Origin of the sequence: Aeromonas sp. OTU364, assembly GCF_038440395.1 — a bacterium.
GTDB lineage: Bacteria > Pseudomonadota > Gammaproteobacteria > Enterobacterales > Aeromonadaceae > Aeromonas.
The window spans coordinates 46,596-70,599 of record NZ_JASATR010000010.1; the positions used below are offsets into that span (position 1 = coordinate 46,596).

Sequence of the window (24,004 nt, forward strand, 5' to 3'; positions counted from 1 at the left end):
CCCATATGGGGAGGAAGAACCAGGGAGAGGGAGCACATTCGGATAGGGTTGGAGGCCGAGACATAGCAGCGCGTCCGCAGACGCGCCTGGCTACACGGGGGCAAGCTCAGTCGTGGAACTGATTGATCAGGCGGGAGAGGTTCTGCAGCCGTTCCACCAGCAGGGTGATGCCATCGAGGGCCTGCCTGCTGTTGTCGGCGGTGTGGCTGGCCAGCTGGTGGATCTGGTGAATGCCCTGATCCAGGGTGCTGGTCACGTCCGCCTGCTGGCTGACGGCCTGGGCTATCTCGTCGCTGGTGTGGGTCACCTGGGCCAGCATCTGGTTGATCTGGTCGAGCACCTCGGCGGTGGTGCCCATGTGCTGCTGGCAGAGGGCCGAGGTCTGGGCCCCCTGGGTCATGCCGTCTGAGAGTTGCCGGGTGCTCTGCTGCAGCGCCCCTATCATGTCGCTGATCTCGCCGGTGGAGCTGCGGGTCTTCTGGGCCAGCGCCCGGATCTCGTCGGCCACCACAGCAAAGCCACGCCCCTGCTCGCCGGCCCGGGCCGCCTCTATGGCCGCATTGAGGGAGAGCAGGTTGGTCTGATCCGCAATCTGCCCGATCACCTCCAGGATGCCACTGATCTTCTGGCTGTCCTGGGTCAGGCGGGCCAACACCCCCTGACTGGCGTCCAGCTCCTGGTGGAGTCGGTTGACCGAGGCGCGGGTGGTCGCCAGCGCCTGCTGGCCGCTGGCTGACACCTGCTGCACCTCGCTCACCAGGGCGTTGGCCTGATGGGCGTTGTCGGCCACATCGCGGATCGACTGGCTCATCTGGGTGATGGCGGCGGCCAGCTGTTCGCTCTGGGCCCGCTGCTGCTGCAGGTGGGTGTCTATGGTCTGGATATGCCCCCTGTCATCCTCCGCCGCCTGCAGTATCTGCTGGTTGGTGTCGGCGCTGCGCCCCACCACGGCCCTGAGCTCGGCCTTTTTCATGCGCAGCAAGAGCTCGATGGCCGCCAGGCTGTCCTGACGTCTGGCATAGAGCACCTGACAGAGGGGCGTGCCCAGCTCCTCCCCCGCCATGGCCAGCAGCCGGGCCAGCCGCCGTTGCAGATGCCAGCCATGCCCCATCTGGGCCAGCAGGCAGAGCAGGGTGAGGCCACCCCAGGCGGCCTCACCCGTCATCAGGCTGGCCCCCATGCCGACCAGGGCGGTGCCCGCGAGCAGCAGGCCGAGTTGCCCCGGCTCCAGGGTGAAGCGACTCTGCCAGGGCAGGGCCTTGCCCGCCCGGATCCGGGCATAGAGCCGCTCCGCCCAGGCGATGTCGTGATCCTGCGGGCGGGTGCGTACCGACTGGTATTCGATGATCTGCTGCCGTTCGTTGAGGATGGGGGTGACATAGGCATTGACCCAGTAGAACTGGCCGCTCTTGGCACGGTTCTTCACCAGCCCCATCCAGCTCTTGCCTTGCTGCAGCCGCTGCCACATGTCGGCGAAGGCGGCCCTGGGCATGTCGGGGTGGCGTACCAGGTTGTGGGGAACCCCTTCCATCTCGGTGGCGCTGTAGCCGGCCACGTCGCAGAAGTGCTGGTTGGCATAGGTGATGTGGCTGGCGGGGTCCGTGGTCGAAATCAATGATATGTGATCGGGGAAACGGATCTCCCCTTCTTGCCGGGTAGTGGTCATGTGCGCATCCTGAATGAGCCAAGTAACTGATAAATTTGTTTTTATTGTGTGTTGTCGTTACGGCTTCATTGTAGGGGCGACCCAAGTGGCCATCTTGGCTTGGGTCAATAAATCAACACTATGACGACTGAAAAAAGGAGTAGATGAAGGGCGACGTCGGGGCGGGGTCAACTGCGGGGGGTGAAGTCGTGGATCTCCCCCGTCCGGGGCTTGAAGCGGGGATCCTGGCTCTGATCGCGGGAGACCCAGGCCATGGCCTGGCAGAAGCTCTCCTGTTTGGCGAACTCGTCACGGGCCTGATCGATGGCTCGCTCGGCATTGCGCCGCTCCATCTTGCTGGCCTTGCGATCGCTGAACTGTTTCTGCTGGCTCAGCATCCATTCGAGGAAGGCCTGGCGGCATTGGCTCTCATCGGCGGCCTTGGCGGGGAGGGCAAACAACAGGGCAAGCAGGAGCAGACAAGGCATAGGGAGATCTATCTAACGGGCTGATGGACGAAGAGAGGCGGCATTTTATGCCGGGAACTTGAATGGGTACAGCGGGAAGAGGGGGCCAGCCGGGCTGGCCCCCGAGGGATCAGTGCTTGACGAGGTAGAGCTGGCGGCTGTAGGCCACGTCTTCCGGGTTGTTGATGGGATAGCCCCTGAGCCAGGGCTTGATCAGACGGGCGTTGGTGTACTGGTAGATGGGGGCGATGGGCGCCTCCTCCTGCAAGATGGTCTCGGCCTCGTCGAACAGGCGTGCCCGCTCGGCGGGATCCTGGCTGCTGGCCGCCCGGGTCAGCAGGGCGTCGTAACCGGGGTTGGCGAAGCGGGCCATGTTGCCGCTGTGGTGGGAGCCCCACAGACCGAGGAAGGCGGAAGGATCGTTGTAATCGGCGACCCAGGAGGAGCGGATCACCTCGAACTGGCCGCTCTGGCGGCTGTCGAGGTAGGTCTTCCACTCCTGATTGGTGAGCTCGACCCGGGCCCCCAGCTTCTGCTTCCAGAGGTTGGCGATGGCCAGCGCCATCTTCTTGTGAATTTCAGCCGTGTTGTAGAGCAGGGTGAGCTTGAGGGGCTTGTCGGGGCCATAGCCCGCCTCCTTCAGCAGCGCCTTGGCCTTCTCGTCCAGCGCCTGCTGGCTGCTGGTGGAGAGCAGGTTGGGCTTGGGGACGAAGCCGGCGGTCACATCAGGGGTGAAGTGGTAGGCGGGTTTTTCCCCTGTGCCCAGCACCTTGTCGGCGATGAGCGCCCGGTCGATGGCGTAGGAGAGCGCCTGACGCACCCGCACGTCGTTCAGGGGGGCCCGCTGGGTGTTGAAGGCGTAGTAATAGGTGCCGAGCTGCTCCGGGGTATAGACCTCCCCCGGGATCTGCTTCATCAGCTTGTGGTACTGCTCCTTGGGGAAGGATTCGGTGATGTGCAGATCCCCCGCCAGATAGCGGTTGGTGGCGGCACTCTCCTGATTGATGGGGACGAAGGTGACCCGGGTCAGCACCGTATGGGCGCGATCCCAGTAATAGGGGTTAGGGGTCAGCTCCAGCTTCTCGTTCACCACCCTGTGGCTCAGCACGAAGGCGCCGTTGCCCACCAGCTTGCCCGGCTGGGTCCACTGGTTGCCATATTGCTCCATGCTGGCCCTGTGCAGGGGGGAGAGGCTGGGGTGGGTCAGCAGGCTCAGGAAGTAGGGCACCGGCTGGGAGAGGGTCACCTGCAGGGTGTGCTCATCCAGGGCTTGCACCCCGAGCGCCTCGGGAGGCAGCTTGCCCTCGACTATCTCGTCCACCTTGTCGAAATGGGCCAGCTGGGCAAACCAGGCGAAGGTGGCCGCCTCCTTGGGATCCACCAGCTTGCGCCAGCCGTAGACGAAATCGCTGGCGCGCACCGGATCCCCGTTGGACCAGCGGGCATCCGGCCTCAGGTGGAAGGTGAATGTCTGGTTCCCCTCGTTATCCCAGCTCGCGGCCACACCGGGCAGCACCTTGCCGTCCGCACCCTGGGTCAAGAGCCCCTCATAGAGGTCTCTGAGCACTTGCAGCTCGGGCAGACCGACCAGTTTGAGCGGGCTCAGGCTGGTCGGTTCGTCCTTGAGATGACGCACGACGGCCTGTTCGGCGGCGAGTTGGGTGCCGGCCGGCACATCGGCGGCCTGGGCACAGACACAGCCCAGCAGGGCCAGCAGGGGGCTCCATCCTTTCATGGCGAATCCTTCAAATTGTGTGAAGCGAGGAGAAAACTCGGCGAGAATTCATCGCCGGCAGACGGGGAATCATGATATCCCCTTTGCTGGTCAGACCGCCAGAGTGAGTCCCATGATATCCGGGACGACAACCCTATGTACGCCCGCCCCGAGTGCGGGCAAGAGGAGCAAGCGATGAGAGTATGGATGTTATTGGCCTGTGTGCTGAGCCAGGGGGCCTGGGCACTGGCCCCTTGCGAGCAGACCAGCCAGGTGGGGAGCTGGTGCGAGGTGAGCATAGATCAACTGCATCCGACTCAGGGCGGGGTGGGGCAGTTGCAGGTCGATACCACAATGGCAGAGCTGGCGGACAAGAGCGAGAAGCAGCTCGACAAGCTGATGAAAAAGAAAGAGATACCCGTGGTCATCGCCCCCGATGGCGGCTACTGGCTGGTGGACCGGCACCACCTGACCAAGGCGCTGTGGCAACAGGGGGTGAAGGCGGTGAGGGTCAAGGTGATCGCCCGCTTGCAGGACAGGGCCAGTTTCTGGAGCCAGATGCAGAACAACCACTGGGCCTGGCTCAAGGATGAGCGGGGTCAGCCGCTCACCCCGGAACAGCTGCCCGGCCATATCGGCGAGCTGCCGGATTATCCCTACCGCACCCTGGCGGGCCTGCTGCAGGATGCGGGCTACTTCAGCAAGCAGGATCAGGTCTACTTCGTCGAGTTCGCCTGGGCCAGCTGGCTCGGCCAGCAGATGGCCTGGCAGCCGGTCAATGCCGCCAATCTGGCGGATCGCCTCGCCGAGGCCAAGCGCCTGGCCTGCAACAGCAAGGCCAGTGCCTTGCCCGGCTATCCCGGCAAGCAGTGCCGCCTCAACCCGCCACGCAGCGGCAGCTGACGCGGGATCAGGAAGGGGCGCCCAGGCGCCCCTCGTCACTCTCCCTGACCGGCACCTTGCCAGCGGGCGGCGGCCTGTTCCAGCAGGGCCACCTCTGCTTGCTGGATCAGCGGCAGCAGGGCCTGCACCTTGTCATCCGGCCAATCCCACCAGGCGAGCGCCTGCAACCGGGCAATCTCGTCGTCGCCAAAGCGTATCCGCACCACCCTGGCCGGGGTACCCGCCACCATGGCATAGGGCGGCACATCCTGATTGACCAGGGCCCGGGCGGCTATGATGGCGCCATCCCCTATGGTGACCCCCGGCATGATCATGGCCTCCATGCCGATCCAGACGTCATTGCCGATGCGGGTATCACCGGCGGGTCTGTAGCTGCGCTTGAGCGCCGCCACTTCGGCAAACGGATAGGTGCTGATGAAGTCGGTGTTGTGGGTGTGGTTGCCCCCCATGATGATCTTCACCCCGGCGGCGATTTGCACGTAGTCGCCGAGATGGAGCCTGTCTATGTGCCAGATGGGGTCCCAGCCGGTGTCGGCTGAGCGGCTCCAGCGGTCGCCGTGCAGGTAGCGCACGGCCTCCTCTTCGAAGGGGCCGTCCCAGGCGCCCGAGTAGTAGCTGTGTCGCCCCTTGAGGCAGATGTTGGGATTGGTCACCGTCAGGTGCAGGTACTCGACCTGCGACCAATGCTGGCAGAGGGTCATGGCTGTGTTCCTCGTTGAATGGATAGGTATTGGATGCGCGGATTGGCGCAGCTAATGGATCCAGACCAGCAGGCGGGGCACGCACAGGGTGGAGCAGCCCAGCGCCTGGGATGAACGGGGTCGTTGCATGAGGAGGGGCTCCCGACAGAAGAGGCCAGATGGTAAGGGATGGGGAGGGTTATGCCAAGCAGAGGGGCTCTGCTGGTCAAAACCTGCACAAAGGGTCTGGTTGATATTTATTCTCGATTAGCCATGATACAGGCTCCACTCGTATCGGCAGGAGAGAGGACAATGACGAATCAGAACTGGCAGCGTTACATGCTGGAGGCGGAGAATGCCCTGGGCATGGGGGCACTGGGCACGGCCATCTGCCTCTATCAGCAGGCCCTGGGGGAGGTGTATGAGCTGGCGTCCGGGGATCTGGACGAGCTGGCCAGCATGCGGGTCGCCACCTGTCACCGGATGGCCGACTTCTGGCGCGCCATGGAGGAGCCCGCCTATGAGCTGCGGTACCTCAAGCTCGCCTCCGAGCTGGTCACCGCCCTGGTGCCCCAGTGCCCGAACCGGGAGTGCGAGTCCCTCATCAGCGAGCTGGGCTGCTGCCGCGCCGCCCTGCTCTCCTTCTTGAAGCGTCACCCCAACCCCGAGATCGCCAAGTTGATCCAGGTGCAGGACAAGGTGCAGGGCTGCGAGTTGATAGGTCGCTTCCGCCTCAACTAGCTGTTGTGCGCCCGAGCCGCCGTGCGATGCGGCTCTGGGCCTCCTCACCTTGCAGGGCGAGGGAGAAGGCGCGGGCCTCCAGATCGATGACGAAATGCACCGCCTGCCTGAGCTCCTGCTTGAGCAGCGCCTTGCTCTTTTGCAGTGCCTTGGGCGCTTTGGCCGCGAGCTTCAGCCCCTGCTCGCGGGCGAAGGGGAGCAGTTCCTCCACCGCCAGCACCCGGTTGGCCAGCCCGAGCCGCAGCGCCTCCCCGGCGTCTATGGCTTCGGCCAGCAACAGCAGCTCTGCCGCCTTGAGGTGCCCCACGGCGCGGGGCAGCAGCAGGCTGGAGGCAAACTCCGGCACCAGCCCCAGCTCGACGAAGGGCAGTTGCAGCCGGGCGTTATCCCCCAGATAGACCAGATCGCAGTGCAGCAGCAGGGTGGTGCCTATGCCCACCGCCGGGCCGCCCACGGCGGCGATCACCGGCTTGGGGAAGTCGGCCAGGGTGTGGAGGAACTGCAAGATGGGGTCGTCGGGCGACAGTGAGCTCTTGCCCATAAAGTCCGCGAGATCATTGCCCGCGGTGAAGCACTCCTGCTGCCCTTGCAGCAACACCACATGCACGCTCTCGTCCTGGGCGGCCTGCTGAAAGGCCTCGGTGAGGGCCAGGTACATCTCTGTGTTGAGGGCATTGCGCTTGTCCGGCCGGTTGAGGGTCAGGAGGAGCAAGCCATCCTGCTGCTCGGCCAGAATTGTGAGGGCCATGTCTGAATCCTTGTGTTCGGGGGCTGCCAAAAGCTTGCCACAGGGGTAAGCTTCGCTTCGTTTAACAACATCATAAAAGGATTTCAACCATGTTTAAACGTGCGTTTTATTCCAGTCTGGCCCTGCTCCTGGCCGCCCCCGCGCTGGCCAAGGTCGAGGTCGTCGACGGTTATGTGCGCCTGCTCCCCCCGGGTTCGCCCAACACGGCGGCCTTCATGGTGCTCAAGAATGACGCGGACAAGCCGGTGGCCCTGACTGCGGTTGCCTCCCCTGACGCGGGCCGTGCCGAGCTGCACACCCATCTGCACGAGAATGGCGTCATGAAGATGCGCCAGGTGGAGAGCATCGAGGTGCCGGCAAAAGGGGAAGTGGCGCTCAAACCCGGCAGCCTCCACATCATGCTGTTCGAGGTGCGGGATCTCTCTGAGGGCAGGCCCTTCCCCCTGACCCTGACCCTGGACGATGGTCAGACCCTGAGCCTGAGTCTGCCGGTGAAGCCGGTCGAGCCGATGAAGGGCATGCAGCACTGACATTAATGGACGCTTGTTCAGCTTTTTGCTCTAGGTATTCCTTGCTCACCGGGTAAAATGAGGGTCTTTCCAGTCCATAATGGAGCTATGTAATGAAGAAGACCCTGATTGCCGGCAGCCTGATTGCCCTGTTCAGCCATGCAGCCATGGCCGCCGATGACTGGCGTTTCGCGGCGGGTGCCGATATGTGGAACTCCCAGGGGAGCGGCCAGGTCAGCGGTGTCGGTGCCGATGGCAGCTATGACGACAATTACAACTGGAGCGGCTACCTGCAACTGGAGCACGGCATCTTCCTGTTGCCGAACGCCAAGTTCGAGATGTCCGATTTCAGCACCAGCGGCGGCTCCTTCAGCAACGATCTGCTGGCCTATGATCTGAGCCTCTACTACCGCCTGATGAACAACGACCTGTTCCAGCTCGATCTGGGTCTGACCGGTCGTCGCTACGATGGCGACTTCAACACCCAGCACTACTCCTACGACAAGGACGTGCTGATGGCCTACACCGGTGGTGAAGTGCGCATCCCGGGTACCGGCTTTGCCGCCTTTGGTGATCTGCGCGTGCAGGATGCGGACAACTATGACTACCGCCTGGGTGGTTCCTACAAGTTCTCCACAGTGCCGCTCAAGATCCGTGCCGGCTGGCGTGAGGCCGAGATGGACTTCGATCGTGTCGACCAGAGCATCGACGGCTGGTTCATCGGTGGCGAATTCACCTTCTAATCTGACGAAGGGTGGCGATGGGCCACCCGGACGTGTTTGACGGGCAAGGGTGAGGAAGGAGAGATAATGGGCCATATCATAGTGACTGGCGCGGGCTCCGGCCTTGGGCGCGCTCTGACAATCGGACTGGTTGAGCGCGGTCATAGGGTCTCCATGATGGGGCGCCGTTATCACAAGTTGCAGGAGCAGGAACAGCGGCTCGGCAGCGCCGTGGTCGGCATCGCCGCCGATCTGTCCCACCACGAAGAGGTGGAGATGGCCTTCGGTGCCGCCGTGGCCTGGGGTGGCTTGCCTTCCCTCGTGATCCACTGTGCCGGCGTCGGGGAATTCGGCCCTGTCGGTGTCTACACCGCCGAGCAGGTGCGCCGGGTGGTGGAGAGCAATCTGGTCTCCACCATACTGGTGGCCCAGCAGACGGTGCGCCTCATCGGCGAACAAGGCGGGGTGCTGGCCAATGTGCTCTCCTCCGCGGCCCAGACCGGCAAGGCCAACGAGAGCCTCTACTGCGCCTCCAAATGGGGGATGCGCGGCTTTCTGGAATCCCTGCGGGCCGAGCTGAAAGGCTCGCCGCTGCGGCTGGTGAACCTCTACCCGAGCGGGATCCGCAGCGAATTCTGGGACAACTCGGATCACCTGGACCCGAGCGGCTTCATGACCCCGGAAGACGCGGCGGCCTATATGCTCGACGCGCTGGAGGCGAGAAGCAGCTGCCACGTGACCGATCTCTTTATCGGTCGCAATGGCTGAAGCGCCGTGAGCCGGCCCTGCCGCCAGATGACAAGGAAATAAAAAGCGCGCCATTTGGCGCGCTTTTTTCATTGATGTGCAGTGCTAAATTATCTTCTTGCCTGCCTGTCTTTACGCCGGGCCATCATGGATTTGAAGGCGGGTAAATTTAATGCCGACATGGCATGAATGAGTGATGATGCATGTCGGCACATATTATTTCCGAGCCGCATATTCCCGCAGGAAGGATGGGATCACCTGTTTTGGCTTCTTGCCAAGGGTCAGCAGCAATTCAAAATCCGGGTCGATAATGCCATATCGACACGCCAGCTCTTCCAACAAGGCAAGCCAGAGGTGGGCCGTCACCTCGGCATCCGCCAGGGCGCGGTGAAACACCCCGTCATTGGGCAGGCACCGGTATTGCACCAGGGTACCCAGCTTGTGATCCGGGGCATCGTGAAACAGGCGCCTCGACAGCAGCAGGGAACAGGCGAACTGCCCGCAGTATTGCGCCGGCAATCGCTCTATTTCCGCATCCAGAAAGCGCTTGTCGAAGGAGGCGTTGTGGGCGACCAGATTGTCATCACCGATAAACTCGACGAAATCCGCCATCACCTCGTGGCAGGGGGGAGCCTGTTTCAGCATGGCATTGCTGATCCCGGTATATTGCTCGATGAAGCTGCTCACGTTGAAGCCCGGATTCATCAATGCCGAGAAACGCTCACTGATATGGCCATCCTTGATTCTGACGGCACCGATCTCGATGGCTCTATCCCCTTGTCCGGGTGAGAGCCCTGTGGTCTCGAAGTCGAGCACGACAACGGTATTGGCTGAGGCGATGGACATAACTTCTCGGGCAAGCTGGGTAAAGAGCGCCAGTCTAGGAAATCAGCCGTGCCGTGTACAGGGCAATACAGTTATCTCATTGGTTCACGCTGGAGACGCATTTTTGTGCATCATGGCTGAAAGCCATATAAAAAGCCCCGAGTGCCGTGGCACTCGGGGCTTTCTTATGAAAAGCGAAAGGTGGTGTCGGCGTTATCAGCGACCCAGCTTGCCCTTGAGCATGGCGATGATGTCTTTGATCGCCACTTCCTGCTTCTCGCCGGTGCGGCGGCACTTGTACTCCACCACGCCGTTGTCCAGGCCGCGATCGCCGATGACGATGGCGTGCGGCACACCGATCAGCTCCATGTCGGCGAACATCACGCCAGGACGCTCCTTACGGTCGTCGAACAAGACGTCCACACCGGCGGCCTTCAGCTCGGCGTAGAACTGCTGCGCCTGCTCGGCCACGCGCTCGGACTTGTGCATGTTCATCGGCACGATGGCCACTTCGAACGGGGCTATGGCCTCCGGCCAGATGATGCCGTACTGGTCGTTGTTCTGCTCGATGGCGGCGGCCACCAGGCGGGAAACCCCGATACCGTAGCAACCCATCTCCATGGTGACGGACTTGCCACCCTCGTTCAGCACGCTCGCCTTCATGGCTTCGGAGTACTTGGTGCCCAGCTGGAAGATGTGGCCCACTTCGATGCCGCGCTTGAGCAGCAGCTTGCCCTGGCCGCAGGGGCTGGGGTCGCCTTCCACCACGTTGCGCAGGTCGGCAACCTCGTAGGTGGCGATGTCGCGATCCCAGTTGGCACCGGTCAGGTGGAAGCCGGTCTCGTTGGCGCCGCAAACAAAATCGCTCAGATGGGCGGCGCTGCGATCGACGATGATGCGACCGGCAAAGCCGACCGGGCCTATGGAGCCCGCATCGCAACCGGCGGCAGCCTTGATCTGCTCGTCGTTGGCGAAGGTGAGCGGGTTGGCGACACCCGGCAGCTTCTCGGCCTTGATTTCGTTCAGCTCGTGGTCGCCACGCAGCACCAGGGCGATGACGGCCTGCTTGCCGTGCTCGTCCGCTTCGGCCAGTACCAGCAGGGTCTTGGCGATGGCGGTCGGTGCCACGTTGAGGAAGGCGGCCACTTCGTCGATGGTGTGAACGGCCGGGGTGGCGACCTTGGTCAGGGCTTTGGTGGCGGCGGCGCGCTCACCAGCCGGTGCCAGCGCTTCGGCCATCTCGATGTTGGCGGCGTAATCGGATGTATCGGAGAAGGCGATCAGGTCTTCACCGCTCTCGGCCAGCACCTGGAATTCGTGGGAGCCGGTACCACCGATGGAGCCTGTGTCGGCCTGCACCGGACGGAAGTTCAGACCCATGCGGGTGAAGGCGGCGCAGTAGGCGGCGTGCATCTTCTCGTAGGTCTCGATCAGCGAGGCCTTGTCGATGTGGAAGGAGTAGGCATCCTTCATCAGGAACTCGCGGCCGCGCATCACGCCGAAACGGGGACGAACCTCGTCGCGGAACTTGGTCTGGATCTGGTACAGATTCAGCGGCAGCTGCTTGTAGCTGTTCACTTCGTAACGGATCAGGGCGGTGATCACCTCTTCGTGGGTCGGGCCCAGCACGAAGGGACGGTTGTGGCGGTCGGTCAGGCGGCACAGCTCGGGGCCGTAGTCATCCCAGCGGCCGGACTCCTGCCACAGCTCGGCGGGTTGCACCACCGGCATGGAAACTTCGATGGCACCAGCATTGTTCATCTCTTCGCGAACAATGTTCTCGATCTTTTTCAGTACCCGCAGGCCGGTTGGCAGCCAGGCATACATGCCGGAGGCCAGTTTACGGATCATCCCGGCGCGCAGCATCAGCTGGTGGCTGATGACTTCAGCGTCGGAGGGGGTTTCCTTGAGAGTGGAAAGCAGATATTGGCTGGTACGCATCGCGGTAGACCTTCGCTAGTTCGGGCCCTTGGCCCTGGAAAATTTCAAGTGCGGAATTTTAACAGGCCGAGCCCCGTGGCCCAAGGGCTAAATTCAGCCAGGCAGGGGGGAAGGGCCGCGTTGGCGCGGGCCTTGTCCCCCCGGGCAGGGGAGGGGGAGCGGCAGATCGCGGGGCAAGCCCTATGCTGGATACTTATCCAGTTATTCTTTATGCTATGACCCAATTTACAAGAGTCTGCGTGGCGAGGAAGAGAACATGATCGGTCGCTTGAGAGGCGTCATCATCGAGAAACAACCCCCTGAGGTGCTGATCGAAGTGGGGGGCCTGGGCTATGAAGTGCACATGCCCATGAGCTGCTTCTATGATCTGCCCGAGCTTGGGAAGGAAGCTGTCATTCACACCCACTTCGTGGTGCGCGAAGATGCCCAGCTGCTCTATGGCTTCAACCACAAGCAGGAGCGGGCGCTGTTTCGCGAGCTGATCAAGACCAACGGGGTCGGCCCCAAGCTGGCGCTGGCCATCCTCTCCGGCATGACGGCCACCCAGTTCGTGATGAGCGTCGAGCGCGAGGAGATAAGCTCCCTGGTCAAGTTGCCCGGTGTGGGCAAGAAGACCGCCGAGCGGCTGGTGGTGGAGATGAAAGACCGCCTCAAGGGCTGGGTCAGCCACGATCTCTTCTCCCCTGCCGCTATCAGCCTGCCCGCCCAGGAGAGCCAGCTGCGCGCCCCCGATGCCAGCGAAGAGGCGGCCAGCGCCCTGGTGGCGCTCGGTTACAAGCCGCAGCAGGCGAGCCAGATCGTGGCCAAGGTGGCCAGCGAGGGCATGTCGGTGGAAGCCATCATCCGTGAATCCCTGCGCAGCCTGGTGTGAGGATGACAATGAAGCAAGCGGACCATCCCGGGTCACCGGACTGTGACCGCGGGGATGCAGAGCGTGAGGTAGTGCATGATTGAAGCGGATCGTCTCATCTCGGCCGGTGCCGCCCGCGAGGACGAGGTCATCGATAGGGCCATCCGGCCCAGGAAGCTGGCGGATTACACCGGGCAGGATCACGTCTGCGACCAGATGGAGATCTTCATCGAGGCCGCCCGCCAGCGCGGGGAGGCCCTCGATCATCTGCTGATCTTCGGCCCGCCCGGGCTTGGCAAGACCACGCTCGCGAATATCGTGGCCAACGAGATGGGGGTCAACATCAAGACCACCTCGGGCCCGGTGCTGGAGAAGGCCGGCGATCTCGCCGCCCTGCTCACCAACCTCGAACCGAACGATGTATTGTTCATCGACGAAATCCACCGCCTCAGCCCCGTGGTGGAGGAGGTGCTCTATCCGGCCATGGAGGATTACCAGCTCGACATCATGATAGGAGAGGGGCCTGCCGCCCGCTCCATCAAGCTCGATCTGCCCCCCTTCACCCTGATCGGGGCCACCACCCGGGCGGGCTCCCTGACCAGCCCGTTGCGTGACCGCTTCGGGATAGTCCAGCGCCTGGAGTTCTACAACGTCAAGGATCTCACCGACATCGTCTCCCGCAGCGCCCGCTGCCTCGGGCTCGACATGTCGGGGGACGGGGCGCTGGAGGTGGCTCGCCGCTCCCGGGGGACCCCGCGGATTGCTAACCGTCTGTTAAGACGGGTGCGGGATTTCGCCCAGGTGAAATCCGATGGTCGCATTGATGGACCCATAGCGGCCCGTGCCATGGATATGCTGGACGTGGACAATGAGGGGTTCGACTTCATGGACCGCAAGCTATTGTTGGCCGTCATCGACAAGTTTATGGGGGGGCCCGTGGGTCTCGACAACCTGGCCGCCGCCATAGGGGAAGAGAAGGACACCATAGAGGACGTGCTGGAGCCTTATCTGATCCAGCAAGGCTATCTGCAACGTACACCCAGAGGGCGGATCGCGACACCGAGAGCTTATGCGCACTTTGGCCTGCAACGGCCAGATGAGCAGTAAAAGCAGCCTTTTGAACGACAAACCGCCCCTAGGGCGGTTTTTTATTATCCGGGCAAAAAAAAGCCCACGGCGGATGCGGTGGGCAAAGACAATTCAGGATGGATGTTCACAGACAGTGAGTGCGTCTGCAGACCGGTCGGGAAAAAACAAAGGAGCCGTCGCGAGGCCTCAGAGTCGGTTCATTTGATAGAGTTGAACGAACGAAAGCTTGTAGTAACGGATGGTCTTGGCAACAAACTTTTTCATCATTAATCCCAACAAACAGGTTCGAAATGTTCATCGAATACGTACCGGGAACCCGGAATGACCGGCCTGTATCCAGAGGTGTGCCCTCACTGCGAGGCGCATTGTAGGAGCTCTTGCCGGGCCGGACAAACAAGAAAATCTATGTGTTTCGGATTAGATAAAATAATTGATTTGCGAGATGACCCTATCCGCATAAACATGTGTTTTTGTTGGTTTTAAATTGATTTCATGATGGCCTTCACCATTCTTGAAATATCGGATTGATAAGGGCGAGTCTGCCCACCTTGTCTATTTGTTTAACAGAATTGAAACTATTTTCACGAGAGTTAAAATTGATTTAAATCAAGTATTTACGGTTTAATGTTTTTTGTGAGCAAGCTCCCAAAATTAATGGGAAACGGCTTGTAAGTTGCCTTGAAAAGGCATGTATTGATGATGGGTTTACATTGATTTCAATCAAATAAAGATGATATAAAACAGCCATCATTATAGGCGAGAATAGAACTGTAGTTAATGTTTACCAGATGTTAAACATTAGCTTTTTTTGTTCCTCTATATTGCCTTGTTGTTAATGTGGTGGCAGTCGAATCCGGTCAGTCCGCGAGGGGTGATCGACCATTCGGGGACTTCCAATGGAAGCTTTGTCCTTAAAACTTAAAATAGCCGTGCCAATAATCGGTGAGGAAACATCATGATTGCTGAGCATGTGGTAGACCTATCGCGGTTCCAATTCGCTGCGACGGCCCTTTATCACTTCCTGTTTGTACCCCTGACGCTGGGAATGGCCTTCCTCCTGGCGATCATGGAGTCTGTCTATGTGATGACCAACAACACAGTGTACCGGGACATGACCAAGTTCTGGGGCAAGTTGTTTGGTATCAACTTTGCCCTTGGGGTTACCACCGGGCTCACCATGGAGTTTCAGTTCGGTACCAACTGGGCTTACTACTCCCACTATGTCGGCGATATCTTCGGGGCCCCGCTGGCCATCGAAGGCTTGATGGCCTTCTTCCTGGAGTCCACCTTCGTCGGCATGTTCTTCTTCGGTTGGGATCGCCTCAGCAAGCGCCAGCATCTGGCGGCAACCTGGCTGATGGCACTCGGGACCAACCTCTCCGCCCTCTGGATCCTGGTCGCCAACGGCTGGATGCAGAACCCGGTCGGCGCCGAGTTCAACTTCGAATCCATGCGCATGGAGATGGTGAGCTTCGCCGATCTGGTGTTCAACCCGGTGGCGCAGGTCAAGTTCGTCCACACAGTGGCGGCGGGCTACACCACGGGCGCCATGTTCGTGCTGGGCATCTCCTCCTACTACCTGCTGAAGAATCGTGATGTGGCCTTCGCCCGTCGCTCCTTCGCCATCGCGGCCGCGTTCGGCATGGCCTCCATCCTCTCCGTGCTGGTGCTGGGTGACGAGTCCGGCTACGAGACCGGGGAAGTGCAGAAGGTGAAACTGGCGGCCATCGAGGCAGAGTGGAACACCGAGCCGGCCCCCGCGTCCTTCACCCTGTTCGGCATTCCGAACCAGGAAGAGATGCGCACCGACTACGCCATCAAGATCCCTTATGCCCTCGGCATCATAGCGACCCGTTCCCTGGACGGTCAGGTGACCGGTCTCAAGGATCTGAAGAGCGAGCATGAAGTGCGCGTGCGCAGCGGCATGACAGCCTACGATCTGCTGACCAAGCTGCAATCCGGCGACAAGTCAGACGAGACCCGCGCTCGCTTCGACGAGGTGAAGCAGGATCTGGGCTACGGTCTGCTGCTCAAGCGTTACACCGCCAACGTGACCGACGCGACCGACGATCAGATCAAGGCCGCCGTGGATGACTCCATCCCGCAGGTGCTGCCGCTGTTCTTCGCCTTCCGCATCATGGTTGCCTGCGGCATGTTGATGCTGGTGCTGATCGGTCTGGCCTTCTATGACAGCACTCGCCACAAGATCGGTGAGCGCAAGTGGTTGCTCAAGGCGCTGCTGTACGGCATCCCGCTGCCCTGGATCGCCATCGAGGCAGGCTGGTTTGTCGCCGAGTACGGTCGCCAACCCTGGACCATCGCCGAGATGCTGCCGACCTCAGTCTCCGCATCCAATATCCCTGCGTCCGAGATCTGGTTCTCCCTGATCGGGATCTGCCTGTTCTACACCGTACTGCTGATCATCGAGATGTACCTGATGTTCAAGTATGCGCGTCTGGGCCCAAGCAGCCTGAAGACGGGCAAGTACCACTTCGAACAGAGCAAGGCATAAGGAGAGTAACCCATGTTTGATTACGAAATGTTGCGTCTGGTCTGGTGGGTGTTGGTCGGCGTGCTGCTGATCGGCTTCGCCATCACCGACGGCTTCGATATGGGGGTCGGTGCCCTGCTCCCCTTCGTCGGCAAGAAGGATGTGGAGCGTCGGGTGATGCTCAACACCATGGGGCCGCACTGGGAAGGCAACCAGGTCTGGCTGGTCACCGCGGGCGGTGCCCTGTTTGCGGCCTGGCCCATGGTGTATGCGGCGGCCTTCTCCGGCTTCTACATCGCCATGATCCTGACCCTGATGGCGCTCTTCTTCCGTCCGGTCGGTTTCAAGTACCGCTCCCTGCAGGAAGGCGCCCAGTGGCGCACCAGCTGGGACTGGGCGCTGTTCGCCGGTAGTGCCATTCCCCCCGTCATCTTCGGGGTGGCCTTCGGCAACCTGCTGCAAGGGGTTCCCTTCAGCTTCAACCAGTTCCTGATGCTGACCTACCACGGCAACTTCTTCGGCCTGCTCAACCCGTTCGGTCTGCTGGCCGGTCTGGTGAGCCTGTTCATGATAGTGACCCAGGGCGCTGCCTGGCTGATGATGAAGACCGAAGGTGAAGTGCTGGCCCGCTCCCGCACCGCCGCCATGATCTTCTCCCTGCTGACCCTGGTGCTGTTTGCCCTGGCCGGTGTCTGGGTGAGCGGCATGGATGGCTATGTGATCGTGGGCGCCGTCGCCACCGACGCCGTCACCAACCCGCTTCACAAGGAAGTGGTGGTGCAGGCCGGTGCCTGGATGCAGAACTACAACCTCTACCCCTGGATGATTGCCGCCCCCGTGCTGGGTCTGGTGATGAGCCTGCTGACCGCGCTTGCGGCCAAGCTGGGCAAGGGCTGGATGGCGTTCCTGTTCTCCTCCCTGGCCATTGCCGGCATCATACTGACCGCGGGCTTCTCCATGTTCCCGTTCGTGATGCCCTCCAGCCTGGAGCCGTCCCAGAGCCTGACCATGTGGGATGCCACCGCCTCCTTCAACACCCTCAAGGTGATGACGGTAGTCGCAGTCGTCTTCGTACCGACAGTGCTGGCTTACACCATCTGGACCTACATCAAGATGTTTGGCCGGGTGAGTAACAAGCACATCGAAGACAACCAACAATCGCTCTACTAAGAAGGTGCCCTGATATGTGGTATTTCACCTGGATCCTGGGGCTGTTGCTGGCCTGTGCGTTTGGGATCATCAATGCGCTCTGGCTGGAGCACACCGAGAACCTGGATCGTCAGATCGATGAAGACAAGTGACAGGCTCGCCCGGCTGGCCGCTCCCCTGGAGCGCCAGCCATGGCAAGGTCTGATGTTGCTGGCGGCGGCCCTGCTGGGCGTCGCCATCTTGCAGGCACCGAATCTGGTCGCCGCCAACACCAGTGACCACGGTCTCTGGCTGGCCCCCTGGCTGATGTGGGCGGTCTGCTGCGGCGTCATGCACGGACTGGGATTCCACCCCCGCAGCCTGGTCGGGCGCCTGCTGTTTTTCCCCTGGCTCGCCTTGCCAAGCCTGTTGTACGGGCTCTGGCTGACCAGCGGTTATTACCTGCCATAAACACAGAGGGAGGCCAGACATTTTCTGCCTCCCTCTGCTTTTGTACCCCGCAGTGCGGCCGTGGTTTTGCCCCCGGCGGATCGGCCATTATTGCCTGCCATAAAAAACAGGGGGAGATGGGATTTCCCTGTCTCCCCCTGCTTCTTTCCTATTCAGCCCTGCGCTATGATAGCCCCCCATCTGACTGTCGAATGGATCACAGATTTTTATGGGGGAAGTCTCTGAGTTTCCGGTACGTGTCTACTACGAAGACACAGACGCCGGAGGCATCGTCTACAACGCCAATTATCTCAAGTTTATGGAACGGGCTCGCACCGAGTTCCTGCGCGCCGGCGACATCGAGCAAGATGTCCTGTTGCAGGCGGGGATCGCCTTCGTGGTGAGTCGCACCGAGATCGATTTCCGCTCCGCGGCCCGCTTCAATGAACTGCTGACCGTATTGACGCAAGTGACTGAAGTGAAACGTGCATCCATGCGCTTTTCACAGCAGATCCTGGCGGCTGATGGACGACTGATCACCCAGGCCATGGTACAGATTGCCTGTGTCAGTCATCCGCAAATGAAACCTGTTGCAATACCTGAAAAAATCAAGGGAGTGCTGTTAAGTGCACGCTGAAATTTCGTTTATTGGTCTGTTCTGGCAAGCCAGCCTGCTGGTGAAACTGGTCATGATGACCCTGATGGGCATGTCGGTCGTCTCCTGGGCGCTGATCATCCAGCGTTCCAAGGTCATCAAGGCGGCCAACCTCGCCTCGGAGCAGTTTGAAGACAGATTCTGGTCCGGCGTCGACCTCAACCGTCTCTATCAGGAGTCCTCCTCCCGCCGCGATGACATCGAAGGCATGGAAGACATCTTCTATTCCGGCTTCAAGGAGTATGCCCGCCTGCTCAAGGCCGGTGCCCGTGGCCAGGATGCGGTGATGGACGGTACTTACCGCGCCATGCGCGTCTCTCTGTCCCGTGCGGTGGACGAGCTGGAATCCAACCTGCCAGTGCTGGCGACCGTCGGCTCCATCAGCCCCTATATCGGCCTGTTTGGTACCGTATGGGGCATCATGAACGCCTTTATCGCCCTGGGCCAGGTGCAGCAGGCGACGCTGCAGATGGTGGCACCGGGCATCGCGGAGGCGCTGATCGCCACCGCCATGGGTCTGTTCGCGGCCATTCCCGCGGTTATTTTCTATAACAGATTCACCAACAAGGTGGAGAAGCTGGAGAACGCCTACGCCAACTTCATGGACGAGTTCACCACCATACTGAACCGCCAGATTGCACAGCAGCAGGGTGACAAGTAAATGCAAACCTATCAGCGGATCCGGCGCAAGAAGGTCGCCGAGATCAACGTGGTGCCCTATATCGACGTCATGCTGGTGCTGCTCATCATCTTCATGGCGGTGACGCCGGTGATCACGCAAGGGGTCAAGGTGGACCTGCCCCAGGCGGAGTCCGAGCAACTGCCCGAGGATGCCAAGCCCCCCTTCATCGTCAGCGTCAACACCGAGGGTGAGTACGTCATCAAGGCCGGTGAGGCGGATGACGAGCCAGTGCCAAGCGGCACGCCCGAGGCGATGCAGCAATACATCACCGAGAAGGCCATGGGCTATCTGGCCATCAACCAGAATGCTCCCGTGGTGGTGGCGGGTGACAAGTCCGTGCGTTACGAAGAGGTGATCCTGCTGATGGTGGCCCTCAAGAAAGCCGGTGTGCCTCAGGTTGGCCTGATGACGGATCCGGTGAACTGACGGAGATGGATGTGAAGCGTGGTATTTCCGGTTATCTCGTCGCGTCGCTGCTGCTGCATCTGATCATCGGCATCATACTGCTGGTCGGGGTCGACTTCAGCAAGCCCAAGCGCCCCGAGTCGAAGGGACAGATCGTCAATGCGGTGATGCTGGACAGCGAGTTCCTGGAGCAACAGGCACAGCAGATCCAGCAGCAGAAAGCTCAGCCCAAGGCTGCCCAGCAGCAGAAAGAGAAGGACAAGGAAGACGCCGATCAGGCCCGGCGCGAGCTGGCGAAGGAGCAGGAGCGTCTGCGCATCGCCGAGACCAAGCGCAAGGAGGCCGAAGAGGCCACCCGCAAGGCCGAGACCGAGAAGCAAAAGAAGGTAGCCGAGCAGAAGCAGGCGGAAGAGCAGGCCCAGAAGGCCGAAGAGGCCCGCAAGCTGGAGGCGCAGAAGACCAAGCAGGCTGAAGCCAAGCGCCAGGAAGAGGAACTCGCCAAGGCGCTGGCGCTCAAGAAAAAGAAAGAAGAGCTGGAGAAGAAGCAGGCCGAAGAGAAAGCCAAGGCGAAGGCGGATGCGGCCAAGAAGGCTGAAGCCGACAAGAAGGCCAAGGCCGAGGCCGAGAAGAAAGCCAAGGCGGAAGCCGAGAAGAAGGCCAAGGCTGAGGCAGAGAAAAAGGCTGCAGATGAAGCCGCCAAGAAGGCAAAAGCTGACGCAGAGAAGAAGGCGAAGGCCGAGGCTGACAAGAAGGCCAAGATAGAGGCGGAGCGCAAACGCAAGGCGGCCGAGGAGGCCAAGCTGCAGAAAGAGATGGAAGCCATGATGCAGCAGCAGCTGGAGGCTGAGGCCAGTTCCCGCAGCCAGGCCGCATCGGCTGCCGCCAAGGGGGAGGTCGACAAGTACGCCGCCCTCATCAAGGCAACGGTCGAGCGCTACATGATTTTGGATCCCACCATGCGGGGCAAAACCTGTACTATCGGTGTCAAATTGGCCAGTACCGGCTTCGTCATCTCGGTGGACAACGGTCAGGGTGACCCGGCGGTCTGCCGCTCCGGCAAGGCGGCAGTGCTGAAGGCGAATCAGTTGCCGGTGCCGAAGGACCCGGCGGCGTTCGAGATGTTGAAGGAGTTTAACCTCAAGTTAGAACCTAGCATCTAGACGTGATAAAACGGGGTCATTGACCGTGGTTGGCAGCATCTGCTGATAAAGGAATTTCACCTCTCATTTTTATTGGAACAGAGTATTTAAGCCATGATAAGAAAAGTGTTTTTTGCTTTGGTTGGCTGCCTTCTGCTAGGCCAGAGCGCTCAGGCGGCCTTGGACATCGTCATCACCGGCGGTATTGACAGTGCGCGTCCCATCGCCATCGCTCCTTTCAAGTGGGAGGGCAATGGTCAACTGCCACAGGACATCGCAGAGGTGGTCTCCAACGACCTGATGCGCAGCGGCAAGTTCAAGCCGCTGGCCCGTGGCCAGATGCCGCAGACCCCGAGCACCAGCGGCGAGATCAACTTCGCTCCCTGGGCGTCCCAGGGTGTGGAGGCCGTGGTGGTCGGTTCCATCGCGGCGGTCGGTGATGGCACCTACAAGATCAACTTCGAGCTGGTCGACGTGCTGAAGGGCCAGCTGGCCAAGACCCAGGGCGGGGAAGCAAACGGCTACATCCTCGACAGCCGCATGGCGACCATACCGGGTGCCCAGATGCGCCAGTTCGCCCACCGCATCTCCGACATCGTCTACGAGCGGCTGACCGGTGAGCGTGGTGCCTTCCTGACCCGTCTGGCCTATGTCTCCGTCCAGCAGGGCACCCAGTTCCCGTACCAGCTGCGGATCTCAGATTACGATGGCTACAACGAGAAGACCCTGCTGCGCTCCCGCGAGCCGCTGATGTCACCGGCCTGGTCGCCGGATGGCAGCAAGCTGGCCTATGTGAGCTTCGAGAACCAGAAGTCCGAGATCTATGTGCAGGACATCTATACCCAGCAACGCAGCCTGATCACCAGTTTCCGCGGCATCAACGGTGCCCCCGAGTGGTCACCAGATGGTCGCCGTTTGGCTATTGTTTTGTCCAAAGATGGGCAGCCTGATCTCTATGTTGTTGATGTTGCTAGCAAGCAACTCACTCGAGTCACAAATAACCGTACCATAGACACCGAACCCTCCTGGATGCCGGACGGTCAAACTTTGCTGTTCACCTCTGAACGTGGTGGCAAACCCCAGATTTATAGCGTAAATTTGGCGACTGGCGTCACTCGCCGGATGACCTGGGAAGGGGATTCCAACCAGGGGGCATCCATCACGCCGGACGGCAAGTCCATGGTGATGGTGACCCGGGTTCAGGGACAATATCGCATCGCTCGCCAGGATATGGAGAACGGAGCCATGTTGGTACTGACTCAGAGTGCTCTGGACGAGTCGCCAAGTGTGGCACCCAATGGCAGCATGATCATTTATGCCACCATCTATCAGGGTCGTAAGAGTCTTGCGTTGGTGTCGACCGATGGTCGCTTCAAGGCAGTGCTTCCGACCAGTAGCGGTGAAATTCGTGCACCAGCTTGGTCGCCCTTCTTGAATTGATAAAAAAATCGATTGTTTTTTGTTTTGTTATAAAGGTTTAAGGAAATAGCATGCAACTCAATAAACTGCTCAAGGGTCTGGCCATCGCACTGCCACTGTTCACCCTGGCTGCCTGTAGTTCTTCTTCCGACTCCGACGCCGCTGGCGCCGAGTCTGGCATGACCGACGGCATGGGCGGTGTACAAACCGGTGGCGCCAACGGCATGTTGTCCCCGGAAGAGCAGATGCGTCAGAAGTTCGAAGCTCTGCAGCGCGATAACGTGATCTACTTCCCGTACGATGGTTACGACATTCAGGGTCAGTACGCCGACCTGCTGGATGCCCATGCCAGCTACCTGCGTGAGCGTCCGAGCGTCAAGGTATTGATCGAAGGCCACGCCGATGAGCGCGGTACTCCAGAATACAACATCGCCCTGGGTGAGCGTCGTGCCAAGGCCGTTGCCAAGTATCTGCAAACCCTGGGTGTGCAGGCCGAGCAGCTCTCCATCGTCAGCTATGGCGAAGAGAAGCCGCTGGATCTGTCCCACACCGAGGACGCCTTTGCCAAAAACCGCCGTGCGGTCCTGGTTTACTAAGGTTTGAACCGAACGAAGTTCGTTTATATGCAAGCGGCCATTTCGATGGCCGTTTTATTTGCACTAAACGCCAAGGTTTGATCCGAATGAAATCTGTATAAGCGAGCGACTATGGCGCTGGCCGTTTTATTTGCACTAAACGCTAAGGTTTGATCCGAATGAAATCTGTGTACAAGCAAGCTGTTGTTGCGCTGGCCGTATTGGTTGCTCTGAATGCGCATGCGGCGGCCCCTGTCAGCGATCTGGGTGGTGACTCGGGTGGTGGGGTTGTCCTTAGCGGCAACAACGGCGCTATCGTGCCTACCGGTAGCCTGGAAGACAGGGTCGCCCTGCTGGAGCGCACCCTGAATGCCCGTCTGCGCCTGCAGGCCGAGCTGCAGCAACAGGTCGACTCCCTGCAAGGGGAGGTCTCCGAACTGCGTGGTCAGCTGGAGCAGCAGACCTACCAGATGGAGCAGTCGCAAGAGCGTCAGCGCCAGCTCTATCAGGAGCTCGACAAGGTGGCCAACAGCCAGCCTGCCGCCGCAGCGCCCGCGACCCCGGCAGCCGGCGCCACGACACCTGCCGCCGCGGCCAACTACTCGACCAATCAGGACGAGAACCAGGCCTATGACGCCGCCGTGAACATGGTGCTCAAGGAGAAGAACTACGACAAGGCCATTCCTGCCTTCGAAGGGTTCATCAAGCAGTTCCCGAGCTCCAGCTATGTTCCCAATGCGCACTACTGGCTCGGCCAGCTGATGTTCAACAAGGGTGACAGAGCCGGTGCCGCCAGCCAGTTCTCCACTGTGGCGAACAAGTACAGCAAGTCGCCCAAGCGGGCCGATGCCCTGCTGAAGCTGGGCATGCTGGCGCAGCTCGACGGCAAGAAAGCGGAAGCCAAGGCCTTCTATGAGCAGGTGATCAAGGGCTACCCCAATACCTCGCCGGCCCAGTTGGCCAAGCAGAGCCTCGGCAAGCTGTAACATTGCTGCATGTCACTGTTTTCGTAACAGTCTTGTAAATACGGCTCTGCTTTGTATGCGCAGTGAACAAACAGATTTAATTTAAGATTTTTCTATTGCGCCAGGATGATAAATCCGTAATATAGGCCGCCGTCAGAGCCGGTGCAGCAGTGCGCTCGGAACTGGTCGTGGTGAGGGTCGTTAGCTCAGTCGGTAGAGCAGTTGACTTTTAATCAATTGGTCGCTGGTTCGAATCCAGCACGACCCACCATTTCTTCACAACGGGTGAAGACAGCATTCCCAGGTCGTTTAGCTCAGCTGGGAGAGCACCTCCCTTACAAGGAGGGGGTCACTGGTTCGAGCCCAGTAACGACCACCATGCTTTAACACCGTCCGCCACATGCGGTTGGTGACAGGTTCAAGATGGGTCGTTAGCTCAGTCGGTAGAGCAGTTGACTCTTAATCAATTGGTCGTAGGTTCGATCCCTACACGACCCACCAATCTTGACCACAG

General features: G+C 60.4%; 25 protein-coding genes and 3 tRNA genes. 21 read left to right on the forward strand and 7 right to left on the reverse strand.

Features of this window, described 5'->3' with window-relative positions; all coding sequences use genetic code 11:
* Positions 1 to 106: 106 nt before the first annotated feature.
* The 3 genes from AAHB08_RS11560 to AAHB08_RS11570 all read right to left on the reverse strand — a co-directional run bounded on the left by AAHB08_RS11560 (position 107) and on the right by AAHB08_RS11570 (position 3,847).
* Entirely contained in the window at positions 107 to 1,666 is a 1,560-nt protein-coding gene (locus tag AAHB08_RS11560; protein ID WP_139439056.1) for a methyl-accepting chemotaxis protein, read from the reverse strand.
* Positions 1,667 to 1,833: 167 nt separating this feature from the next.
* Complete coding sequence (locus tag AAHB08_RS11565) at positions 1,834 to 2,133, reverse strand: hypothetical protein (RefSeq protein WP_139439058.1); 300 nt, start codon at positions 2,131 to 2,133, stop codon at positions 1,834 to 1,836.
* A gap of 109 nt (positions 2,134 to 2,242) precedes the next feature.
* Entirely contained in the window at positions 2,243 to 3,847 is a 1,605-nt protein-coding gene (locus AAHB08_RS11570; protein ID WP_342059001.1) for a peptide ABC transporter substrate-binding protein, read from the reverse strand.
* 174 nt (positions 3,848 to 4,021) lie between these two features.
* Between AAHB08_RS11570 and AAHB08_RS11575 the strand changes: the two genes are divergently transcribed.
* Positions 4,022 to 4,729 (forward strand): ParB-like protein, encoded by a 708-nt coding sequence (locus AAHB08_RS11575; protein WP_247627860.1) that lies wholly within the window; start codon positions 4,022 to 4,024, stop codon positions 4,727 to 4,729.
* Between the two features lie 35 nt (positions 4,730 to 4,764).
* On the opposite strand, the gene AAHB08_RS11580 is transcribed toward AAHB08_RS11575, so the two are convergent.
* The gene (locus AAHB08_RS11580) at positions 4,765 to 5,430 is read right to left on the reverse strand and encodes a CatB-related O-acetyltransferase (protein WP_342059002.1); all 666 of its coding nucleotides are present in this window, start codon (positions 5,428 to 5,430) and stop codon (positions 4,765 to 4,767) included.
* Between the two features lie 291 nt (positions 5,431 to 5,721).
* Between AAHB08_RS11580 and AAHB08_RS11585 the strand changes: the two genes are divergently transcribed.
* Positions 5,722 to 6,150 (forward strand): DUF2753 family protein, encoded by a 429-nt coding sequence (locus AAHB08_RS11585; protein ID WP_342059003.1) that lies wholly within the window; start codon positions 5,722 to 5,724, stop codon positions 6,148 to 6,150.
* Here the strand turns inward: AAHB08_RS11585 and AAHB08_RS11590 are convergent.
* On the reverse strand, positions 6,143 to 6,898 hold the full coding sequence (locus AAHB08_RS11590; protein WP_342059004.1) for an enoyl-CoA hydratase-related protein: 756 nt from the start codon (positions 6,896 to 6,898) through the stop codon (positions 6,143 to 6,145). The two genes, AAHB08_RS11585 and AAHB08_RS11590, sit on opposite strands and share 8 nt — an antisense overlap.
* 89 nt (positions 6,899 to 6,987) lie before the next feature.
* Here AAHB08_RS11590 and AAHB08_RS11595 point away from each other — a divergent pair, with 89 nt between their 5' ends.
* The 3 genes from AAHB08_RS11595 (at position 6,988) to AAHB08_RS11605 (ending at position 8,897) form a co-directional block, all read left to right on the forward strand.
* Positions 6,988 to 7,428, forward strand: a complete 441-nt coding sequence (locus AAHB08_RS11595) for a copper chaperone PCu(A)C (protein WP_342059005.1) — start codon at positions 6,988 to 6,990, stop codon at positions 7,426 to 7,428.
* 92 nt (positions 7,429 to 7,520) lie between these two features.
* Positions 7,521 to 8,150, forward strand: coding sequence for a TIGR04219 family outer membrane beta-barrel protein (locus tag AAHB08_RS11600; RefSeq protein ID WP_139439071.1), 630 nt, complete (start codon positions 7,521 to 7,523; stop codon positions 8,148 to 8,150).
* Between the two features lie 66 nt (positions 8,151 to 8,216).
* The gene (locus tag AAHB08_RS11605; RefSeq protein ID WP_342059006.1) at positions 8,217 to 8,897 is read left to right on the forward strand and encodes an SDR family oxidoreductase; all 681 of its coding nucleotides are present in this window, start codon (positions 8,217 to 8,219) and stop codon (positions 8,895 to 8,897) included.
* Between the two features lie 195 nt (positions 8,898 to 9,092).
* On the opposite strand, the gene AAHB08_RS11610 is transcribed toward AAHB08_RS11605, so the two are convergent.
* Positions 9,093 to 9,722, reverse strand: coding sequence for a 3'-5' exonuclease (locus AAHB08_RS11610; RefSeq protein WP_342059007.1), 630 nt, complete (start codon positions 9,720 to 9,722; stop codon positions 9,093 to 9,095).
* A 195-nt stretch (positions 9,723 to 9,917) separates the two neighbouring features.
* On the reverse strand, positions 9,918 to 11,642 hold the full coding sequence (locus tag AAHB08_RS11615; RefSeq protein ID WP_342059008.1) for a proline--tRNA ligase: 1,725 nt from the start codon (positions 11,640 to 11,642) through the stop codon (positions 9,918 to 9,920).
* 256 nt (positions 11,643 to 11,898) lie between these two features.
* Between AAHB08_RS11615 and ruvA the strand changes: the two genes are divergently transcribed.
* The 16 genes from ruvA to AAHB08_RS11695 all read left to right on the forward strand — a co-directional run bounded on the left by ruvA (position 11,899) and on the right by AAHB08_RS11695 (position 23,991).
* Positions 11,899 to 12,513 carry a Holliday junction branch migration protein RuvA gene (gene ruvA / locus AAHB08_RS11620; RefSeq protein ID WP_043128860.1) on the forward strand — a complete coding sequence of 205 codons (615 nt, stop codon included), beginning with the start codon at positions 11,899 to 11,901 and terminating at the stop codon, positions 12,511 to 12,513.
* Positions 12,514 to 12,588: 75 nt separating this feature from the next.
* The gene (gene ruvB, locus AAHB08_RS11625) at positions 12,589 to 13,599 is read left to right on the forward strand and encodes a Holliday junction branch migration DNA helicase RuvB (protein ID WP_043128861.1); all 1,011 of its coding nucleotides are present in this window, start codon (positions 12,589 to 12,591) and stop codon (positions 13,597 to 13,599) included.
* A gap of 937 nt (positions 13,600 to 14,536) precedes the next feature.
* Positions 14,537 to 16,093: a cytochrome ubiquinol oxidase subunit I gene (gene cydA / locus AAHB08_RS11630; protein WP_139439078.1), complete on the forward strand. Its 1,557-nt coding sequence runs from the start codon at positions 14,537 to 14,539 to the stop codon at positions 16,091 to 16,093.
* A gap of 12 nt (positions 16,094 to 16,105) precedes the next feature.
* The gene (gene cydB, locus AAHB08_RS11635; RefSeq protein WP_042650005.1) at positions 16,106 to 17,242 is read left to right on the forward strand and encodes a cytochrome d ubiquinol oxidase subunit II; all 1,137 of its coding nucleotides are present in this window, start codon (positions 16,106 to 16,108) and stop codon (positions 17,240 to 17,242) included.
* A 14-nt stretch (positions 17,243 to 17,256) separates the two neighbouring features.
* Complete coding sequence (cydX, locus tag AAHB08_RS11640; protein WP_005331536.1) at positions 17,257 to 17,373, forward strand: cytochrome bd-I oxidase subunit CydX; 117 nt, start codon at positions 17,257 to 17,259, stop codon at positions 17,371 to 17,373.
* Positions 17,360 to 17,671 (forward strand): cyd operon YbgE family protein, encoded by a 312-nt coding sequence (locus AAHB08_RS11645; protein WP_111913291.1) that lies wholly within the window; start codon positions 17,360 to 17,362, stop codon positions 17,669 to 17,671. Before cydX ends, AAHB08_RS11645 begins: the two co-directional genes overlap by 14 nt.
* 208 nt (positions 17,672 to 17,879) lie before the next feature.
* Positions 17,880 to 18,287, forward strand: a complete 408-nt coding sequence (ybgC, locus tag AAHB08_RS11650) for a tol-pal system-associated acyl-CoA thioesterase (protein ID WP_005331541.1) — start codon at positions 17,880 to 17,882, stop codon at positions 18,285 to 18,287.
* Complete coding sequence (gene tolQ, locus AAHB08_RS11655) at positions 18,277 to 18,966, forward strand: protein TolQ (RefSeq protein WP_025325802.1); 690 nt, start codon at positions 18,277 to 18,279, stop codon at positions 18,964 to 18,966. The genes ybgC and tolQ overlap by 11 nt, the downstream gene beginning before the upstream one ends.
* Positions 18,967 to 19,413, forward strand: coding sequence for a protein TolR (gene tolR / locus AAHB08_RS11660; RefSeq protein ID WP_005331545.1), 447 nt, complete (start codon positions 18,967 to 18,969; stop codon positions 19,411 to 19,413).
* A gap of 5 nt (positions 19,414 to 19,418) precedes the next feature.
* Positions 19,419 to 20,552, forward strand: a complete 1,134-nt coding sequence (tolA, locus tag AAHB08_RS11665) for a cell envelope integrity protein TolA (RefSeq protein WP_139439080.1) — start codon at positions 19,419 to 19,421, stop codon at positions 20,550 to 20,552.
* A gap of 93 nt (positions 20,553 to 20,645) precedes the next feature.
* Complete coding sequence (gene tolB / locus AAHB08_RS11670; protein WP_025325804.1) at positions 20,646 to 21,971, forward strand: Tol-Pal system beta propeller repeat protein TolB; 1,326 nt, start codon at positions 20,646 to 20,648, stop codon at positions 21,969 to 21,971.
* A 50-nt stretch (positions 21,972 to 22,021) separates the two neighbouring features.
* Positions 22,022 to 22,546: a peptidoglycan-associated lipoprotein Pal gene (gene pal, locus AAHB08_RS11675; protein ID WP_005331552.1), complete on the forward strand. Its 525-nt coding sequence runs from the start codon at positions 22,022 to 22,024 to the stop codon at positions 22,544 to 22,546.
* Positions 22,547 to 22,704: 158 nt separating this feature from the next.
* The gene (ybgF, locus tag AAHB08_RS11680) at positions 22,705 to 23,511 is read left to right on the forward strand and encodes a tol-pal system protein YbgF (RefSeq protein WP_162519289.1); all 807 of its coding nucleotides are present in this window, start codon (positions 22,705 to 22,707) and stop codon (positions 23,509 to 23,511) included.
* Between the two features lie 174 nt (positions 23,512 to 23,685).
* Positions 23,686 to 23,761 (forward strand) — tRNA-Lys (locus AAHB08_RS11685).
* A gap of 32 nt (positions 23,762 to 23,793) precedes the next feature.
* Positions 23,794 to 23,869 (forward strand) — tRNA-Val (locus AAHB08_RS11690).
* Between the two features lie 46 nt (positions 23,870 to 23,915).
* Positions 23,916 to 23,991 (forward strand) — tRNA-Lys (locus AAHB08_RS11695).
* Positions 23,992 to 24,004: the final 13 nt, after the last annotated feature.